Here is a 17,067-nt window from a genome sequence, read left to right as displayed (position 1 = left end):
GACCCCTGCGGTGTGTCGTTCGCCGATGCGGACCACGGCTGGATTGTTGGCTGCAAGCGCGAAGACCCGGGGCGCGGCAGAGGGGTGGTCTTCAGGACCACAACCGGCGGCGATAGCTCACAAGCGTGGATCGCGACGTTCCCGGTAATCAGACCGGGTGTCAATGTGCCGCTTCTGAAGGTGCAGACCGTCGATGCGATGCGAGTCTGGGTGACTTGCGGCGATGGGTACGCTCTGCGCAGCAACGACGGCGGGATGGACTGGCTGATTGTTTCCAAACACCCGACGTCCGACACGGGCGGCCAGGCCCGGAGTCAGGGGGCATCACGATGATGAGGGGCGGCATCGGCACGGTAGCTAATGCAGCGAGGAAGACCAAGGGCGGATTCGTCCTCGTACTCCTCGTGGTTGCGCTCTTGGCCGCGCGCGCTTGGCCTCAGCCTACTCAGAGCTTGGACGTCATCTGGACGATTCCCGGAGACACATCGCTCTACGCATTCGGAGCGTCCCTTGCCAGTGGAGACGTGAACGGCGACGGTATCCCCGATATCTTGGTTGCCTGCGACACCTACGACGGGAACCATGGGACTACGCCTCTGCGCGGACGGGTCAACATCTACTACGGTAATCACATCGGAGAGACAAAGCCGGACATTGTGCTGAGGAGTCCGGTTTGGGTTGGCTCGAACACCCCGCGCCTGGCCTACGCTGACCTGAATGGCGACGGCTACGCAGACATCGTAATGGGCGAGGACATGGCCGACACCGGTATTGGCATCGTCACAATATGGATGGGCGGCAATCCAATGGATACGACTCCCGCTTTCATCATCCGTGGTCGGAACATCTGGTGGCTGAACAACGCCTTCGGCTGGGCTGTCTCGGTCGGCGACGTGAACGGAGACGGTCACGCCGACCTTGCAGTGAGCGCGTACTTCACGCAGGAACAGCCCGGACGGCAGTACACGGGCAGAGTCTACGTGTTCTTTGGCGGGTCTAGCTTCGATTCAATACCGGACGTGGTCCTGAGAGGCGGGCACGGCGACCCGGCCGAGGAGTTCGGCACCGCGGTCTCAGCAGAAGGCGACTTCGACCACGATGGTTTCCATGACTTCTACATAGGTGCATCCAATTTCGGTTACGACATGAGGGGTCGGATGTATGCCTACTACGGTGGCAACCCGCTGGACACGAGTGCTGACATGGCCTGGACCGGCGAGGGCCCGGCGCAGTTCCTTGGTGATGTGAAGCCCGGGTTTCTTAAGACGATGGGGGACTTCGACTACGGAGTTGAGGGCAGTCCTTCTTGGCCGCACGGCTTCTTCAGCCCGAACAACTGCGGCAAGGTCTACATTCACAAAGGTGGCCGGCCGATGGATAGCATTCCCTATATATGTCTCCTCGGCCGGAAGGATAGTGCCAACCTCGGCATGGCGGCTCAATCGGCAGGCGATGCAACCGGCGACAGAGATGACGACCTTGTGGCTGGCGCGCCCTTGCTGCCGCATTACTTCACCGGCGCGACATACCTTTGGCAGACCGGCAACCACTTTGACACGGTGCCGGATGCCTGGATTCAGGGCAGTGCCGAGGAGCAAAGCATCGGCTACGCGGTTTCGACGGCCGGGGACTTAGACGGCGACGGCCGGGCCGAGTTCATGGTCTCGAACTACCCGAGCCGCTTGGCCAAGTATGTCTGGGTATGCAAGTATGTCAGCAGCGGCATCGAAGAGGAGAAGCCGCGCCCGCTGTCATTGTGGCGGCTGGACGTCGTCCCCAACCCGGCACGCGGTGCGTTCAGCGTGAACTACGATGTGCCGAACTTGAGCCGAGTGTCCGTCAGTCTGTACGACATCGGCGGTCGGCTGGTCCGGTCCCTGTCCGGAGGCTACGTCGCTCCGGGCAGGCACGAGGTCAAACTGCCCTCGGGCGTTCTTCCTGCGGGCGTCTACTTCTGCACGCTGGACAACGGTACGCAGAGAATCAGCCGCAAGGTCGTCCTGACCGAATAGGCCGGCGCGGCGCGGTACCGCCTTGGACTGCGGCAGCAAGTCCGCCGCCTTTCAGGTAAAGGGGGAGCCTTGCTCCCGCACTCCAAATCCGGTAATGTCCCTTTGCGCCTGGCTGCAGAGCCGCGGGCAGCCCTGCTCTTGTTGCTCCTCACCTCAGCCCTCTACTCTCAAAGGAGAGGGAGAGCGAAGCGACGGTGAGGAGTCAGTAGGCGGCCGGGCCGCGGCTATGGCGTAGGGCCGTCGGACGCGAAGACGTCTTTGCGAATAGCATCCAGAACGTCCGGGTCCTGACCTCGCGCCGCCCATTTCTCCAACAGAACCTGACTTGCCATCTTGAAGCTCTCGCCGCTGATGTTCTGCTGCCTTGAGAGCTTCCAGAGTTGGCGGGCATAGCTCAGGTAGGGGACATAGTTCGTGGTGTGGACTCCCTGCTGGTTCAGCACTTCCTTCGTCTTGAGTTCCATTGCGGTCATCGCAATGGTCGCAGCTTCGTAGCGCTGTTTCATACCTTCCTGCAGAAGGTCGAGGGTCGCCTTGGCCTGCGCTGGGCTGTACTTCTTCTGCCAGCGCTCTATACGTCGAATCGCATCGGACATTTCCGCGCTCCTTTCATCCGGTCTCTTTCGGTCTTCCTGACATAGGTACAGTCCCCACTCGTGGACAGTTCCTTGAAGGAGCGGTCAGGCTGGGGCCTGCAAACGCCTCGTCTGTCCGTTCTTACCGATTTAGACGCTAATGGCGTAGCATTGATGCGGCCTCGTCCAAGTACCTCAAAATGTGTAGGATATGAGACCAAGCTCTAGATATTGGAATTGGACAGGCGTCTGGGTCATCGCCAGGGGGACCGTCCCGGGGACGGTCTGGGTAACGGTTGCCGCGGCAGTGGCCTAGAAGGTCCGTGGGCAGGTCGCGCAGGCCGTCACTGGGGTCGTATCTGAGGTCAACTGTGCCGTTGTGGCCGCAGTCGTTTGCCAGGCAGACTCTGACGCAGTCTCAGAGTTGGTCTGTGAGATTGTCGCGCTGGTCGTTACCGCGGTGGCTTTCTGCTTGGTCTGCGCTGTCGTGGCTGAGGCTGTCTCTCGGTTGGTCTCAGAGGTGATGTCTGCGACCGATTGCGGGACCTTGACTGAGGTGGTAACGGCAACAGTCACCCGAATGAAGACTGGGGTGCATGGTCCGTAGCCGGGTCGGTAATAGGGTTTTGGCCAGGGCAGGCCGCAGTGTCGTGATCTTTTCTCTGGTCGTTGTCCGGGCTCGTCGCCATGTTCCGGTTCGGCAGAAGTCAAGTTGACGTCAGAAGCTGAGTGCGAAGTCCTCAGTAGTCGAATTGGCCGCACTTCTGGATTCTGCATTCTGCCGTCCGAGTTCTGCATTCTGAATCGTCCGCGAGAAGCCTAGGTCATGCAACGCGTTTCTGGGTGCCCGCGTTTCTCCGTTCTGGTTTCTGAATTCTGGATTCTGGATTCTACATTGTCCGGTGCATCGCTGCCTCTAATCACGTCGAAGTCCTTCGTTTGACTCTTCACGGGTTTCGTCTAGCATTCTAGCGTGAGCGTCGCAGCAGAGTACCGTGACCGCATTCGCGAGGAGTCGCGGATTACCGTCGTCGGGATGGCTACGAACATCCTGCTGACCGTCACCAAAGTGGTCTTCGGCCTGATGTTCAATTCCAATGCCATTATCGCCGACGGCCTGCATTCGGCCTCGGACCTAGCAAGCGACATCGCCGTGCTCTGGGGAATTCCGGCAGCCCGGCGGCCTGCGGATGAGGATCATCACTACGGGCACTCGCGCTATGAGACGATTGTCACGATGGTGGTCGGGTTCCTGTTGCTGGGCGCGGCGCTGTGGGTTGCCATCGAGAGCATCGCCACGATGTCGGTGAAGCACTCCGGTCCGACGTCCTGGCTTCCGTTCTGGGCAGCGGTCGCGACTCTGGTCCTGAAGGAGCCGCTGTACTGGGTCACCCGCCGAGTCGGGTTGAAGCATCACAATGCCTCGGTCATCGCCAACGCCTGGCACCATCGGGCGGATTCGCTGGCCGCCATCGCAGCCGCCATTGGTATCGCGGTGGCAACTGCCGGAGGGCCGCGCTGGGCCTTTGTCGACCACCTGACCGCGGTCGTGCTTGCCGCTTTCCTTTTCATCATGGGCGTGAACATCGTCCGCGACGCGATGCAGGAGCTTTCCGACCGGGCGCCTGACCCGGTCGTGGCCGACCGGATTCACCAGGCCATATCCGCTATCAACGGTGTTGTCGGGTTTCACACCTGCCGCGCCCGACGTTCGGCCGGCGTTATCGACATGGACGTACATGTACACGTTGCGCCGGACATCACGGTCCGGGCCGGCCATGACATCGCCACCGCCGTAGAAGAAGCGGTGCAGAGGGCGGTGCCTGAGGTATCAGACGTCGTAGTCCACGTGGAGCCGGAGGAATGACCGGAGAAGTACAAAGGACAAAAGCCAAAGGACAAAGCAAGTGAGGAAAGGACAAAGCACGAACCTGGCCGGGCCTTTGGACTTGCTTAGTCCTTTGTACTTAGTACTTTGTCCTTCGTAGAGCCCACGTCGTGCCCTGACCGAGCGTTGACACCTGCCGGCTATCCACTAAGATAAGGCGTAGTGACTGAGTTTTCGGGGCTGTAGCTCAGTTGGGAGAGCGCCGGCTTTGCAAGCCGGATGTCGCCAGTTCGACTCTGGTCAGCTCCATCAGCGACAGGAGGGGACACGTCCACGGAGCGACGCGACGGACGCGTCGCGGATGTGTCCCCAGGGGCAGTCCGGGTTTCGCTGAATGCCGTCCTCGGACGGCTTGCCATAAAGGGCCGGCCTAACAGCCGGCCCGCTGTCTTCTGATGCTGGAAGCCACTTCACGCGACCGGGCGGCAGGCGCGAGATGAGTCGACCGCCGTCACAATCGGCCAGCGATCTGTCTGCCCCGATTGCAGGGCATGACTTGGACACTCTCAGTGGAGCCGAACGGCTAGGAGTAGATGTCCCGACGATGACCGACGTGAAGAACCAGTACCGTGCGGGCCGCGTCGTCTATTTCGTAGATGACGCGATAGTCGCCGGCCCTGATTCGCCAGCCGTCGCGACCGACGAGTTTGCGGCAGCCGGGCGGGCGCGGGTCCGAGCCTAGCGCGCGGACTGCGTCACAGACTCGTTCGAATGTGGGAGAGGAGACCTGACCGAGTTCCTTCTGCGCCCGGCGCAGAATGGATATCGCTTAGCTCATGCGCGGTCGCGCTTGAGCTCTTCTACCGCCTTGTCAAACGGCACCGCGTCTTCACGGACTGCGACTGCCGTGTCGTAGGCGCGGATCGACTCCAGTTCCTCCAAGGCATCGAGCAGCCGGCGGTATTCCTCGACTTCAAGCTGAACCGCGACACGATTGCCCTGGCTGTCAGTCACGTACTTCTCTTTTGCGTAGATCATGAGGCCATCCTTGAGCGAGTCTAAGGCGGCGGAATGAGCCAGTCAAGCACATTCACATCCCCGAATGCCGGCCGCAGGCCGTCGGGCGGTGCCCCGGCGGATGGGCCGTAGCTACTTCACGCGCTCGGAGAGGTAGACGCCGACGCGGCCGGGCGGCAGGTGTAGAGTGAGTCGTTTGCCCTGGCGTTCGATTACCATCGCGACATCTTTCACGTCGGGTTTGACGGCACTGATGGCGTCGCGAAGGTCACTCGTCTTCTTTACCGCCTTGCCGTTGTAGCTGATAATCACGTCATCAGGCTTGAGCCCGGCCTTCTCACCGTTGGCTCCCGCCACGAGGCGGTCGGCGCAGACAACTTTCGGCGCAGCCTTGGTCGCTTGCCACGCTGTCGGTGTGGCGAGTTTGATGAGGGCTGAGTACGCGGTCTGGCGCAGCACGCCAGGAGCCGAGCGGTCTTTCATCAGGGCAGTCAGTGTTGACTCACTGCCGGTAACCCGCTTTGCGCCGAGTTCGTAGATGAGCTTGGCCCGCTCATCCAAAGACGTTTCGGCCCGCAGCGCACCGTACGGGGCCTGCGGGATGGGCGGCTCCTGGTGATGGGCAGAGGGGAGGCAGGCCTCAACGAAGTCGTGGGCGTCCTCCATCATCTCTTTGGTCAGCTCGTGCTTAGCCGGGTAGCGGAGGAGTTCGGCCGGCATTCCTCGGTTCCGCAGGGTTTCGTTTGAGGCGACGTCGGCCTTGAAGTCGACGACGTCATCGTAAGCGCCGTGCAGGGCGCGGAGCGGCACGTGCCGGCAGGCCGTGTCGAACTTGTACAGGGAGTCGAGCTTGAAGTCGAGCAGGCCGCCGGCCGGTATCAACCCTCGGAAGCGCTCGGGATAGCGGACGCCGATTTCATAGGTGAGCATGCCGCCCTGCGAGAAGCCGTAAAGGAACACAGCGCGCTTGTCGACCGCGTACCTGGACTCGACCATGTCTAGGCAGGAGAGGATCCAGTCGATGCTCAGCTGCTTGGTGGACTGCTGGGACATACCTGACGCGGAGTCGGCCCAGAGCCACCAGGTCCAGCCCAGCCCGTTGTCGCCCTCGAAGGGAAACGGACTCTCGGGGTAGAGGCCGATTGCGCCTTCAGGGCAGAACTGGGCTGACGTGCCGACATAGGCCGACATGCGGTCGCCGTAGCCATGAAGCGCTACGATAAGCGGGTAGGCCTTGGTCGAGTCGTAGTGGTCGGGGAGCTCGACGGTGTAACTCAGTGCGACCGGAGACGGGGCGGATTCGACCAGCACGGCGGCAGGGCTTAGCGACAGGCAAAGAGCAAACAGCAAGAAAGTCTTCATTGCGCCTCCTTTTGGTTGCGGTTACACCCTCACCCTTCCCTCTCCCTCAAGGGAGAGGGAACAGAAGGGAGGGGAGAAGAGCCACTAGCGGAGCAGGAACCGGGCGTCGAGGACCAGCGCGCCCTTGCCCTGTTCGTAGACGAGAAGCGGGTTGATGTCCATCTCGCCGATTTCCTTGAAGTCGGTAACGAGCTGGGAGACGCGCTGCAGGCACTCCTTGATCTTCGGCACGTCGCGTGGCGACTCGCCGCGGTAGCCTTGCAGAATCTTCGCCGCCTTGATGCCGGTCACCATCGAGTCCACGGATATTTCATTCACCGGCGCGATGCGGAACGTTACGTCCTTCAAGACCTCAACCAGGATGCCGCCGAGGCCGAACATCAGGATCGGGCCGAACGATGGGTCGCGGTTCATGCCGAGGATGGTCTCGGTGCCTTTGGGCGCCATCTTCTGTACCAGCACGCCCCAGATGTCGGCGTCGGGCTTCTTCGCTTTCACGCCCGCGAGCAGGTCGGCGTGTTCCGCTTTCAGCCTGGCTTCATCCGTGATGTTGATGCGGACGCCGCCGAACTCGGTCTTATGCAGGACGTCGGGGGAGACGATCTTGAGCACAACCGGGTAGCCGATTTCCTTGGCAGTGGCCAGTGCCTCATCGAGGCTCCTGGTCAGTTTCGATGCGGGCACGGGCAGGCCGTAGGCGCGAAGGATGTCGTGCCCCTCGGGTTCGGACACGAACCTGGTCGGCCGGGCACGGACCTTGTCCAGAATCCCTTTTACGACGTCCGGTTTGACGTCCGGGAAGTTCTTGACCTCGCCCTGGGGCCGATGGCTCCATTCGCTGAACTCGACCATGGCGGCCAGCGCTCTTGCCGCGTTCTCGGGGAATTGGTAGTGAGGGATGTGGTCGCGCATCAACTGGCGTCGGATTTCCATCGGGTTCAGCATCGACTGGATGCAGGCGAGAATCGGCTTGTCGGACTTCGCCCCGATGTCGGCGGTGATGCTCGCGATGTCCTTGGACTCGGCCATCAGGGTCGGGGCCCAGATGGGGAGCAGGGCGTCGACGTTCTCATCGGCAAGCAGTAGTTCGAGGGCGGCACGGTAGCGGGTGGCATCGGCGTCGCCGATAACGTCGACCGGGTTTGCGGTCGACGCGGTAACCGGCAGGTGCTTCTTCAGCTCGGTGCGGGTCTTGTCGGCGAGCTTCGCTATCTCGAGACCGTTGCGCACGCAGGCGTCGGTGGCCATGATCCCGATGCCGCCGGCGTTGGTGACGATGGCGACGCGGCGGCCCCTGGGCGCAGGCTGGTAGGCGAGAGCCGCGCCCTTGGCGAAGAGTTCGTTGATGGTATCCACGCGGATGATGCGGGACTGAGCAAAGAAGGCGTCGTAGGCTGCGTCGGACCCGGCGAGCGCCCCGGTGTGGGATGACGCGGCCTTGGCGCCCTCGGACGTGCGGCCGGCCTTGATGGCCAGAATCGGTTTGGGCCGCTGCGGGTGCGAGGTGGTCTCGCGCGCGATCCGCATGAACTCGGGCGGGTTGACGAGGTCTTCGAGATATAGCATGATGACGTCGGTCTCGGGGTCGTCGCGCAGGTAGGCGAGCAGGTCGCACTCGTTGATGTCGGCCTTGTTGCCGATGGAGGCGAACTTGGAGAGGCCGGCCTCCTCGGACAGCGCGTATTCGAGGGCCGAGAGGCCCACCGCGCCGGACTGGGAAACGAGCGCGATGTTGCCGAACGCCGGCATGGCGCGGCCGAAGGTGGCGTTGAGCCGGACCCTGGGAGAGCAGTCGATAGTGCCGAAGCAGTTGGGGCCGATGAGCCGGATGCCATAGGTGCGGGCCCGGTCGCGGACGGCCTTTTCGAGCTGGGCGCCGGTCGGTCCGAGCTCCTTGAACCCGGCCGAGATGACGACCGCACCTTTGATTTTCTTCTGGCCGCACTCGGCCAGTACCGCGGGTACGGCCAGCGCCGGGATGATAAGGATGGCGAGGTCTACTTCGTCCGGTATTTGGAGCACGGTTTCGTACGCTTTGACGCCTAGCACCGACTTGGCCGTGTTGTTAACCGGATAGACAACACCGGTGTAGCCGTTCATCAGGACGTTGCGGAAGAGCGCGTGTCCGACTGAGTTCTCACGGTTGGAGGCGCCGATGACCGCGGTCGAACGGGGACGGAAGATGAAGTCGAGGGAAAGGGATCGAGGGATGGAGGGATCGAGGGAAAGAGTGTCAGCCATTCGTGCCTCCTACTCTCCGTCCTGGAACCGCATCGTCAGGGTGTAGACGCCGTCTTCCCACTTGGTCTCGATCGGGAGGCCGGTGCGGGTCATCAGCCGGTAGGCGCGGGTGTTGGAGTCGAGCACGTAGCCGACGAATCCTTTGATGCCCTTTATCTTCGCGACCTTGGTCAGGTGGTTGAAGAGCACGCCGCCGGCGCCCTTGTTCTGGTATTCGTCACGCACTTCGATGGCGTACTCGGCCAGTCCGGTCGCCTTATCGACGTAGTAGCGGGCCGAGCCGATGATCGCCTCCTCGCCGCCACTCTTGAGACTGGCGACGATCGCCATCTCGGATTCGTAATCGACGTTGACGAACTGGGACAGCTTGTCGTGCGGCATCGCCTTGAGGTAGGAGAAGAACCGGTAGAAGACCGTGTCCTTGGAGAAAGAGTAGAAGAGGTCGCGCATCGCCGGCTCGTCGGTCGGCCGGATCGGACGCATGAAGACCGGCGTGCCGTCCTTGAGCGCGCCCTGGGCCTCGAACTCCTCGGGATAGCGCGCCTGAACCAGCGGCAGCTCGGGCTGGTCGGCATATATGTAATGCTTGTCCTTGGCGAGCTTGAACAGCTCGGAACGGAACTTGGGGTGGGCGACCGAGATGAGGGCGAGGGCACGGTCGCGGATGGTCTTGCCGTGCAGGTACGCGACGCCCCACTCGGTCACGACATAGTGGACGTCCCCGCGCGAGGTGACGACCCCCGCGCCCTCGGTCAGGGTCGGGACGATGCGCGAGAACTTGTCGTCGTCGCGGGAGGAGCGCAGGACGATGATCGCCTTGCCGTCCTTGGACCGGGCCGCGCCGCGGACGAAGTCCACCTGCCCGCCGATACCGGAGAAGAACCGGTAGCCAATGGAATCGGCGCAGACCTGCCCGGTCAGGTCGACCTCCAGCGCCGAGTTGATGGAGACCATCTTGTCATTCTGGGAGATTACGAACGGGTCGTTGGTGTAATCCACCGGGTGGAACTCGAACATCGGGTTGTTGTTGATGTAGTCGAACAGCCGCTGGCTGCCCATCGCGAACGAGGCCACAACCTTGCCGGGGTGAAGCGTCTTCCGGCGGCAGTTGATGACGCCGGCGTCGATTAGGTCGATGGTCGAATCGGAGAATACTTCGGTGTGGACGCCCAGGTCCTTCTTCTCCTTCAGATAGGACAGCAGTGCGTTGGGGATGCCGCCGTAACCGACCTGAATGGTGGAGCCGTCCTCGACGAGGTCGGCGACGTTCTTGGCGATGCGGCGGGCCACCTCGGATTCGCCCGGGGTGATGAACTCGTAGATGGGAGCATCGTTCTCGACCACTGCGTCGATGTCGCGGACGTGGATAAACGCGTCGCCGAGCGTACGCGGCATCTGCGGGTTGACCTCGGCAATGACGTACTTGGCCGAGTCGGCCGCGGGCTTGGTGATGTCCACCGAGACCCCGAAGCTGCAGAAGCCGTGCTCGTCCGGCGGGGTAACGTGGATCAAGGCGACGTCCAGGGGCAGCCGGCCGGAGTGGAAGAGTTCGGGAATCTCCGAGAGGAAGACCGGCGTATAGTCGGCGCGGCCTTCCCAGACCGCGGGCCGGACGTTCGGCATGATGAAGAGGGCGTTGACCCGGTAGCGGCTGGCCAGCTTCTCCTGGGCATACGGCGCGACTCCCAGAGTCAGCAGGTGGGTAATCTCAACGTCTTCAATCGGGCAGTCGGCGAGCGCCTGCACGAGCTTCTGCGGAGTGCCGCAGGCCGACCCGATGAACAGCCGGTCGCCAGGTTGCAGCACGCGCAACGCTTCATCTGCGGTCTTGATCTTGTCGCGACACTGGTCGCGCCAGTCGCTGTTGTTCTTCATAGTCTCCTCTCAGTTCCAGCGTCGGACCTGGCTGTCAGGTCTGACGAATCCGGCCTCCGCGGCTCACTCCGCGAAGGGCCTCAAGAATGGTTTTCCGTTTTCCACTTCAATGACACCCGATGCAAGATCCGGGTCGTGTTCGAAGAACGATACCCACCGGCCGGCAATCGCCAGCCCCACTAGCTTCTCCTTCTGTTCCATCGTTTCAAGCGGGAGCAAATCATACCCCATAATGTAGGGCGTGGCAATATGTGAACGCGTGGGGATCAGGTCGGCCCAGAAGACGGCAAGAACAGGGATCGAGGGATCAAGGGATCCAGGGATCGAGTGTCCGGAATCTGTCACTCTATCGCTTTGTTCCTCTATCCCTGTGTCCATCATGCGGATAGTGCTATCCCTGAGCAGTACTATCTGATGGCCTGGCGTATGGCCTCCGGTCAACTTGAGCTCGATACCGGGCACGAGTTCGACGTCGCCGTCGATGAGTTCAAGCAGGCCCGCACCCTGGATCGGCAGAAAGTCGTCGTCCACGTACGAGGCGCGAGTGCGGCGGTTCGGCGTGACCGCCGCGTCCCATTCCTTCTGCTGGACATAATGGCGCGCATTCGGGAAACGGGGGACGGGTCGGCCGGAATCGTCGAGTTTGGTCGTGGCCCCGGCGTGGTCGAAGTGCAGATGGGTGAGCACGACTCTGGTGACATCATCGGGCACGAACCCGGCGCGTGCAAGCGACGATTCGATAGTATCCGTATGCTCGATGCGGTAGATGTCGGTGTTCCGGGTATCCCACTTGTCACCGATACCCGTGTCGATCAGCAACCGTTCGTCGCCGGCTACGATGAGCAGCGGCCTTAGCGCCAGTCGAATCCGGTTCCTATCGTCAGGCTGGTTCGTGCGTTCCCAGATGGGCTTGGGTACGACACCGAACATCGCCCCGCCGTCGAGTCCGAAGAACCCGTCGGACAGGCTGTACAGTTGGAACTTGCCGAGATTCACAGCGCCGACATTCTACCGCCCGGACAGGTCAGGTCAAACCGCCGGCGGCGCTTCGGTAGTATTCTATAAGCTGCGCCAGGCCCCATGGTTGTAGGTCCGTGCGTGCGAAGCCCAGTTGGGCGGCAACGAAACGAACCGCATCGACACTCTCGGCCTCGACCTCGACGAACTCCGGTATGAACGATAGCTCGCCGACGTAGCGGTCAATCACTACCGTCGCCGGTCCCAGCCGGTAGCTGGTCCGGTGCTTCTCGACCCGCGATGTCTCGATCATTCCCATCGCCTCCAGCAGTTTTCGGCAGGCGTCGAAGTCAGCCACCGCGACTTCGTTTTCCTCCCGGACTTTGGCCCCTTCCTCTTCGGTTCGGCGCTTGAAGGTCAGGACCGCCCGGTTGCCTTCCTGGCGCAGGCGGAGCAGACTCCCTGCTAACCCAAGATGGCCGGTTGGGAAGTCGAAAAAGGACGCATCCAGACGTCCGTCGAAACACAACTCGGCGCCCAGCGCGGCAAGCCGACCTTCGACCGCCGCGCGGTCGATGTCCAGTATCTTGACTTCGACTTCATGCATGGCACCTGGTTTCCGTGAGTTAGTCCAAGAAGATGTCCTCACCGGCCATGTTCAGTGCCTTCACTGGATCCACTCCACATCGGTTAGGCCGAGGTCTTCCTTTGTCACCGGGCCGAGGATGACCATCCAGTACTTGCCGGGTTTGATGTGGTCGCTGGCGGCTTTGTTGACTTGGTCGAGCGTGACTGCGCGCACTCGGTCCGGGAACTTGTCGAGCCAGTCCATGCCGTAGTGGAACAACTCCATGGTCAGGACCTGTGACCGCTTGCCACCGGTCGAGCTGTAGGTGAGCGGGAAGCTGCCGGTGTAGTAGTTCTGTGCCTTCTCCAGTTCAGCGGCGGCCGCGCCTGAATCGTGCATGACCTGGATTACGCGCAGCATCTTGGCGATGGCTTCCTTGGGATTGGCGGTCTGTACCGTGGCGTGGTAGGCGCCGGGCAAAGTGTTCCGGTCAAACCAGCAGCGGACGTCATAAGCAAGGCCGCCCTTTTCACGTACCGTGTTTCCCAGGCGTGAGTTCATAGCCGAGCCGCCAAGAATGTAGGACATCAGGCGGGTCGCGAGCATGTCAGGATCGGTCGCCGTGATGCCCGGGTGGCCGAACTCAACATAGGTTTGATTCATGTCGGAACGGGTGATGACCTTCACCTTCATGCGGTCAGGATAGGTGGCAGTCAGGGATTTGGGCTGCGGCACTTGGGCCGGGGTCCACGAACCGAGGCGCTGAGTAACGGCCGCAACGAGGTCAGCCCGTTTCACGTCACCCACTGCGATGATGAAGCAGTTGTTGGGCTTCACGTAGGTATTGTAGAACGCGAGCAGGTCCTCGCGCTTGATAAGGGGAATCGAGAGCGTGTCGCCGTAGTTCGGATGGCCGTAAGGCAGCCCCTGATACACGAGCTTTATGAACTCCTGGTCGACCTGCTGATTCGGCGAGTCCTTGATGCGCTGCGCCCCGGACAGGAAGCGATCGAGAGCAAGCTTCAGCTCCTTCGGGTCGAAGGCCGGGTGGAGCGCGGCGTCGGCAAGCAGGTCCAGCGCCGTCGGGACGTCCTTGGACAGGACCTGTGTACTCAGGTCCATGAAGTCTCCAGACGCCGACCCGTGAAAGTCGCCGCCCAGGAACTCGACCAGACTCGATATCGAGTCGCCGGACATCGTCGCGGTTCCGCGGGTGAGCATTTCCGCGGTGAGCGCCGCGGTGCCGGCCTTCCCTTCAGGGTCACAGGCAGCACCGGAGCGGCAGACCAGGCTGAAAGAGGCGGTCGGCAGCCGATGGTCCTCATAGGTCAGGACGATAAGACCGTTAGGCAGAGAGTCGCGATACAGAGGAAGGGCAGAAGCAGATGAAGCCAAAAGGCAGAAGCCAAAAGCCACAAGGCAAATCTGCATCAATCTACAATCTAGAATCTGAAATCTGAAATCCCTCACTTTGCCTCCTTTGCCGACACGAGGATGCCGGTTGTGCGGTTGTCAGGGACAAGGTACTTGTGGCAGAAGTCGCGCACCTGCTCGGCGGTTACGCGTTCGATACCGGGTTCGTATTGCTCCATCGCCCGCCAGTCACCATAGAGAATCTTGCTACGCGCCAGCAGGTAGGCCATGTCCGAAACGTCGTCGCGCTGGAAGTACTGGCTGGCGAGTACCTGATTGCGTACCCGCTGGAGCTCCCGTTCGCTGGCCGGTTCGGTCCCAAGCCGGTTCAGTTCGGACTGGACGACCTGCTCGATACGGGGAATCAGACTCTCGGCCTTGGGCGTTACGCCGACCTGGAACAGCCCCGGGTCGTGGTCAACCGAGTTGCCGGCCCAGACCGATGTGGCGAGCCCGAGTTCGGTTACGAGCTTCTTCCACAAGCGGGAGCTGCGGCCGCCGCCCGCAATCGACCCGGCGACCTCGGCCGCATAGAACTCGGCCGTGTCGCGTACTCCGGGTGAGTGGAAGCCGATCATCAGAGACGGGATGCGCACACGCTTGCGGACGGTGATGCTCCGCTCGCCGTGCTGCGGCGGCTCGGCATCATAGTAGTCTGCACGTGTCACGGGTTTGCCCACCAGATTGCCGAAATACTTCTGGACCTTGGCCTTCACGTCCGCGGGCCGTACGTCGCCTGCAACCACGAGAACGGCATTGGCCGGGTTGTAGTGCTGCTCGTACCAGTTCTGCACGTCCTGGACCTTGTAGCGCGCCACGTCGAACGGCCAGCCAATGGTGGGGTTGCGCGAGGGATGAACCAGCAGGGCGATGGCGCCGAACTCCTCCCAGAGCTCGGTGCCCGGATTGTTGTCATGGAGCCGTCGTTCCTCGGACACGACCTGGTGTTCGCTCTGGAACTCGGAGTCCACAAAGACGCACTTTCCCATGCGCGAGGCCTCGATCCTGAGCGCGAGGTCATAGCGGTCCTTGGCGAAGTCTTCGTAATAGGCGGTAAAGGGCTCCGTCGTGAACCCGTTGTTGTTGCCGCCGGCCGAGTCCACGATGCGGTCGAAGTCGCCCGGCTTGTAGATGTCCGTGTGCTTGAACGTCATGTGCTCCAGCATGTGCGAGATGCCGGTGTGCCCGACCGCCTCATCGTACGAGCCCACCTTGTAGTAGGCGTTGGTCGAGACGATCGGGGCGGAAGAGTCGACGTAGACTATGACATCGAGGCCGTTCGGGAGCGTAAACTCGGTTACGCGAGACTCTAGGTCGGAGGCAGTCGGACTGGAAAGAACGAGCGATGCCAGCAAGGCCAGGCCTGGCGCCCAATGCCTCATGCCGTATCCGGTAAGCTTCATGCTGTTTACCTCTGTTAATTAGCTGTGACGGAATGCGCGGATTCGATCTTGATATTCGCGGTACCGGCTCCTGGAAGCGAGTGCTGGGAGAACCGCAGCCGGCTGACACCGGGCGAAGTGCCGATTGACACGTTGAACCCGGCCGCCTTGCCGCGCGGCGGGTATGGACGCGCATTGGCTGGAGCCGATTCTCTCGAACTCAATCAGCTATCATACCTGCCCGCCGCTTTTTTGCAAGGACGGGGCATGGTTGAAATCTGAACACGGCCCTGACTGCATCAAGATGTGGCCGGAACGCGGTGTGGGCAGCTTGACTTCAGGCGCAGTTTTACTAGATTAGAGATGCTCTGAACAATGACGTCCGTCGCCTAATGACTGAGTGCGTTCAGCGATTCGAGGTCGTGACCAGCGTTGACGTGCTTAGCAGAGCGGTGAAGGCGTCGGTTCGCTTGGGATAGTCCCAAGCCGGGGCAGGACGAGCCGGTAGGACTTGCGATGGCCAGCACAGCGACCCTGAGGCAACGGGCTGAGGGCATGCTGGCAAACATAACCATACGAGGAGGAGTCTGATGCGTAACTTGCTGTGTCTGGTTCTGCTGGTGCCAATCCTGGCGCTGGCGTCAGGCAAAGCCCAGCCGTCGACATCGCCGACCGATGTCGTGCCGGTGCAGGGCGTAATGCCTCGGAATCTCACCCCGGCCCAAGCGGCGTTGGGTGGACACGCGGGGACTGGCGTCCCGGCGCGCGCTCTCGTCGGCAAGATCGATACCATCGGCGGATCGACCTACGACTGGTGGGCCAACGGTCCGATCTGGAGAATGATCGTGAACTCGCCGGGACACGGAGTACACGTGACCTGGATGTATTGCACCGACCTGAGTGGACAGACCTTCCCGAGCCGGCGCATGTACTACAACTTCTATGAGTACTCCAGTCATTCATGGCTCTGGCAGGGAGCGGACTACATGGCCGATGACGGCATCGTTGTGTTCCCGGCCAGCATACGCACGGGCTACGGTGCTATTGGCGCCGACTCATCCGGCGCTGCAGTTATCAGTGGCCACCGAGTGCGGTCCGACGGCCACTTTTATCCATGGGTTGCCCGGGACGCTGGTCCGGGTGACGGTATCTTCGGCTATGGCGATTCGACGATTCTCGGCGCAACTTTCCAGTGGCCGCCGCTGGCAGTAGGCGGTACGGGTCTGGGAAGAGTCCACATTGTTCCTGACGAGAGTACGTATGTGCTTGAGTACAGCCATAGCAGTCTGTCCGATAGCTGGCCGGTTTTCTCGACTCCGGTTACCTCGTTTACTCCCGGTCCTGGCGGCACGACGCACAACGTGGCTGCCTCAAAGGTTTCCAACAAGGTCGCGGTGACGTGGGTTGTCGAGGGAACTGTGGGGTCAGGGATCCAACCAGGCTACGCCGACTTCAGCACCGATGGCGGTACGACCTGGGGAGGCCCGACGGTGATCGACACACCCTCGGGTTACTCCGGTGCGCGGTCGACCTTCGACATCACGTCCATCTTCCCGTACTATGACCGGCATGACAAGTTCCACATCGTGGCCGATGTGCTGCCTTGCGACTCGACCGACACGATCCATGTGATTCCGGCGGAGATATGGCACTACTGTCCGGACAACACCCCGAATTGGAGCATGATCAGCGTCGTGACCACCAGCACGTGGCCGACCGGTGTCAGCATGGGCTACAACTGCGCGATGGCCTGCCGTCCGAGCATCGGCGAGGACAGTCACGGCAACCTGTTCGTGACCTGGGAGCAGTTTGACTCGCTGAACTACGACGCGACGAC

General features: G+C 61.7%; 14 protein-coding genes and 1 tRNA gene. 5 read left to right on the top strand and 10 right to left on the bottom strand.

All coding sequences use genetic code 11. From position 1 onward, the window contains the following. Together VMH22_04850 and VMH22_04845 are read left to right on the top strand one after the other, a co-directional pair. Nucleotides 1–333 (top strand): hypothetical protein (locus VMH22_04850; GenBank protein HTW91017.1); only part of this gene is annotated, 333 nt, incomplete at its 5' end. Beyond that, nucleotides 330–2,012 (top strand): FG-GAP-like repeat-containing protein, encoded by a 1,683-nt coding sequence (locus VMH22_04845; protein ID HTW91016.1) that lies wholly within the window; start codon nt 330–332, stop codon nt 2,010–2,012. The genes VMH22_04850 and VMH22_04845, both read left to right, overlap by 4 nt. 224 nt (nt 2,013–2,236) lie before the next feature. On the opposite strand, the gene VMH22_04840 is transcribed toward VMH22_04845, so the two are convergent. Then, the gene (locus tag VMH22_04840) at nt 2,237–2,608 is read right to left on the bottom strand and encodes a hypothetical protein (GenBank protein HTW91015.1); all 372 of its coding nucleotides are present in this window, start codon (nt 2,606–2,608) and stop codon (nt 2,237–2,239) included. A 952-nt stretch (nt 2,609–3,560) separates the two neighbouring features. Between VMH22_04840 and VMH22_04835 the strand changes: the two genes are divergently transcribed. Next, nucleotides 3,561–4,454: a cation diffusion facilitator family transporter gene (locus VMH22_04835; GenBank protein HTW91014.1), complete on the top strand. Its 894-nt coding sequence runs from the start codon at nt 3,561–3,563 to the stop codon at nt 4,452–4,454. 197 nt (nt 4,455–4,651) lie between these two features. Next, a tRNA-Ala gene (locus VMH22_04830) sits at nt 4,652–4,724 on the top strand. Between the two features lie 274 nt (nt 4,725–4,998). On the opposite strand, the gene VMH22_04825 is transcribed toward VMH22_04830, so the two are convergent. The 9 genes from VMH22_04825 to VMH22_04785 form a co-directional block, all read right to left on the bottom strand. Beyond that, on the bottom strand, nt 4,999–5,232 hold the full coding sequence (locus tag VMH22_04825) for a type II toxin-antitoxin system RelE/ParE family toxin (GenBank protein HTW91013.1): 234 nt from the start codon (nt 5,230–5,232) through the stop codon (nt 4,999–5,001). Nucleotides 5,233–5,249: 17 nt separating this feature from the next. Next, entirely contained in the window at nt 5,250–5,453 is a 204-nt protein-coding gene (locus tag VMH22_04820; protein HTW91012.1) for a hypothetical protein, read from the bottom strand. 111 nt (nt 5,454–5,564) lie between these two features. Then, nucleotides 5,565–6,794: a PDZ domain-containing protein gene (locus VMH22_04815; GenBank protein ID HTW91011.1), complete on the bottom strand. Its 1,230-nt coding sequence runs from the start codon at nt 6,792–6,794 to the stop codon at nt 5,565–5,567. 84 nt (nt 6,795–6,878) lie between these two features. Next, nucleotides 6,879–9,035, bottom strand: coding sequence for an acetate--CoA ligase family protein (locus tag VMH22_04810; GenBank protein ID HTW91010.1), 2,157 nt, complete (start codon nt 9,033–9,035; stop codon nt 6,879–6,881). Between the two features lie 9 nt (nt 9,036–9,044). Next, nucleotides 9,045–10,910, bottom strand: a complete 1,866-nt coding sequence (locus VMH22_04805; GenBank protein ID HTW91009.1) for a GNAT family N-acetyltransferase — start codon at nt 10,908–10,910, stop codon at nt 9,045–9,047. A gap of 63 nt (nt 10,911–10,973) precedes the next feature. Further along, on the bottom strand, nt 10,974–11,906 hold the full coding sequence (locus VMH22_04800) for an MBL fold metallo-hydrolase (GenBank protein HTW91008.1): 933 nt from the start codon (nt 11,904–11,906) through the stop codon (nt 10,974–10,976). A 28-nt stretch (nt 11,907–11,934) separates the two neighbouring features. After that, on the bottom strand, nt 11,935–12,474 hold the full coding sequence (locus tag VMH22_04795; protein ID HTW91007.1) for a class IV adenylate cyclase: 540 nt from the start codon (nt 12,472–12,474) through the stop codon (nt 11,935–11,937). A 60-nt stretch (nt 12,475–12,534) separates the two neighbouring features. Continuing rightward, nucleotides 12,535–13,830, bottom strand: coding sequence for a pitrilysin family protein (locus VMH22_04790; GenBank protein HTW91006.1), 1,296 nt, complete (start codon nt 13,828–13,830; stop codon nt 12,535–12,537). 71 nt (nt 13,831–13,901) lie between these two features. After that, nucleotides 13,902–15,251 (bottom strand): pitrilysin family protein, encoded by a 1,350-nt coding sequence (locus VMH22_04785; protein ID HTW91005.1) that lies wholly within the window; start codon nt 15,249–15,251, stop codon nt 13,902–13,904. A gap of 569 nt (nt 15,252–15,820) precedes the next feature. Here VMH22_04785 and VMH22_04780 point away from each other — a divergent pair. Continuing rightward, nucleotides 15,821–17,067 (top strand): hypothetical protein (locus VMH22_04780; protein HTW91004.1); only part of this gene is annotated, 1,247 nt, incomplete at its 3' end.

The sequence above is a fragment of the bacterium genome (assembly GCA_035505375.1).
Lineage (GTDB): Bacteria > Hydrothermota > Tepidihabitantia > Tepidihabitantales > Tepidihabitantaceae > UBA2258.
Note: the sequence above shows the minus strand (reverse complement) of the source record. Positions and strands in the feature narration are given on the sequence as shown.

Excerpts from the sequence above, each read along its gene's own strand:
- VMH22_04785 (HTW91005.1), bottom strand. The coding sequence starts at position 15,251 with ATGAAGCTTACCGGATACGGCATGAGGCATTGGGCGCCAGGCCTGGCC.
- VMH22_04820 (HTW91012.1), bottom strand. The coding sequence starts at position 5,453 with ATGATCTACGCAAAAGAGAAGTACGTGACTGACAGCCAGGGCAATCGT.
- VMH22_04840 (HTW91015.1), bottom strand. The coding sequence starts at position 2,608 with ATGTCCGATGCGATTCGACGTATAGAGCGCTGGCAGAAGAAGTACAGC.
- VMH22_04810 (HTW91010.1), bottom strand. The coding sequence starts at position 9,035 with ATGGCTGACACTCTTTCCCTCGATCCCTCCATCCCTCGATCCCTTTCC.
- VMH22_04815 (HTW91011.1), bottom strand. The coding sequence starts at position 6,794 with ATGAAGACTTTCTTGCTGTTTGCTCTTTGCCTGTCGCTAAGCCCTGCC.
- VMH22_04805 (HTW91009.1), bottom strand. The coding sequence starts at position 10,910 with ATGAAGAACAACAGCGACTGGCGCGACCAGTGTCGCGACAAGATCAAG.
- VMH22_04795 (HTW91007.1), bottom strand. The coding sequence starts at position 12,474 with ATGCATGAAGTCGAAGTCAAGATACTGGACATCGACCGCGCGGCGGTC.
- VMH22_04845 (HTW91016.1), top strand. The coding sequence starts at position 330 with ATGATGAGGGGCGGCATCGGCACGGTAGCTAATGCAGCGAGGAAGACC.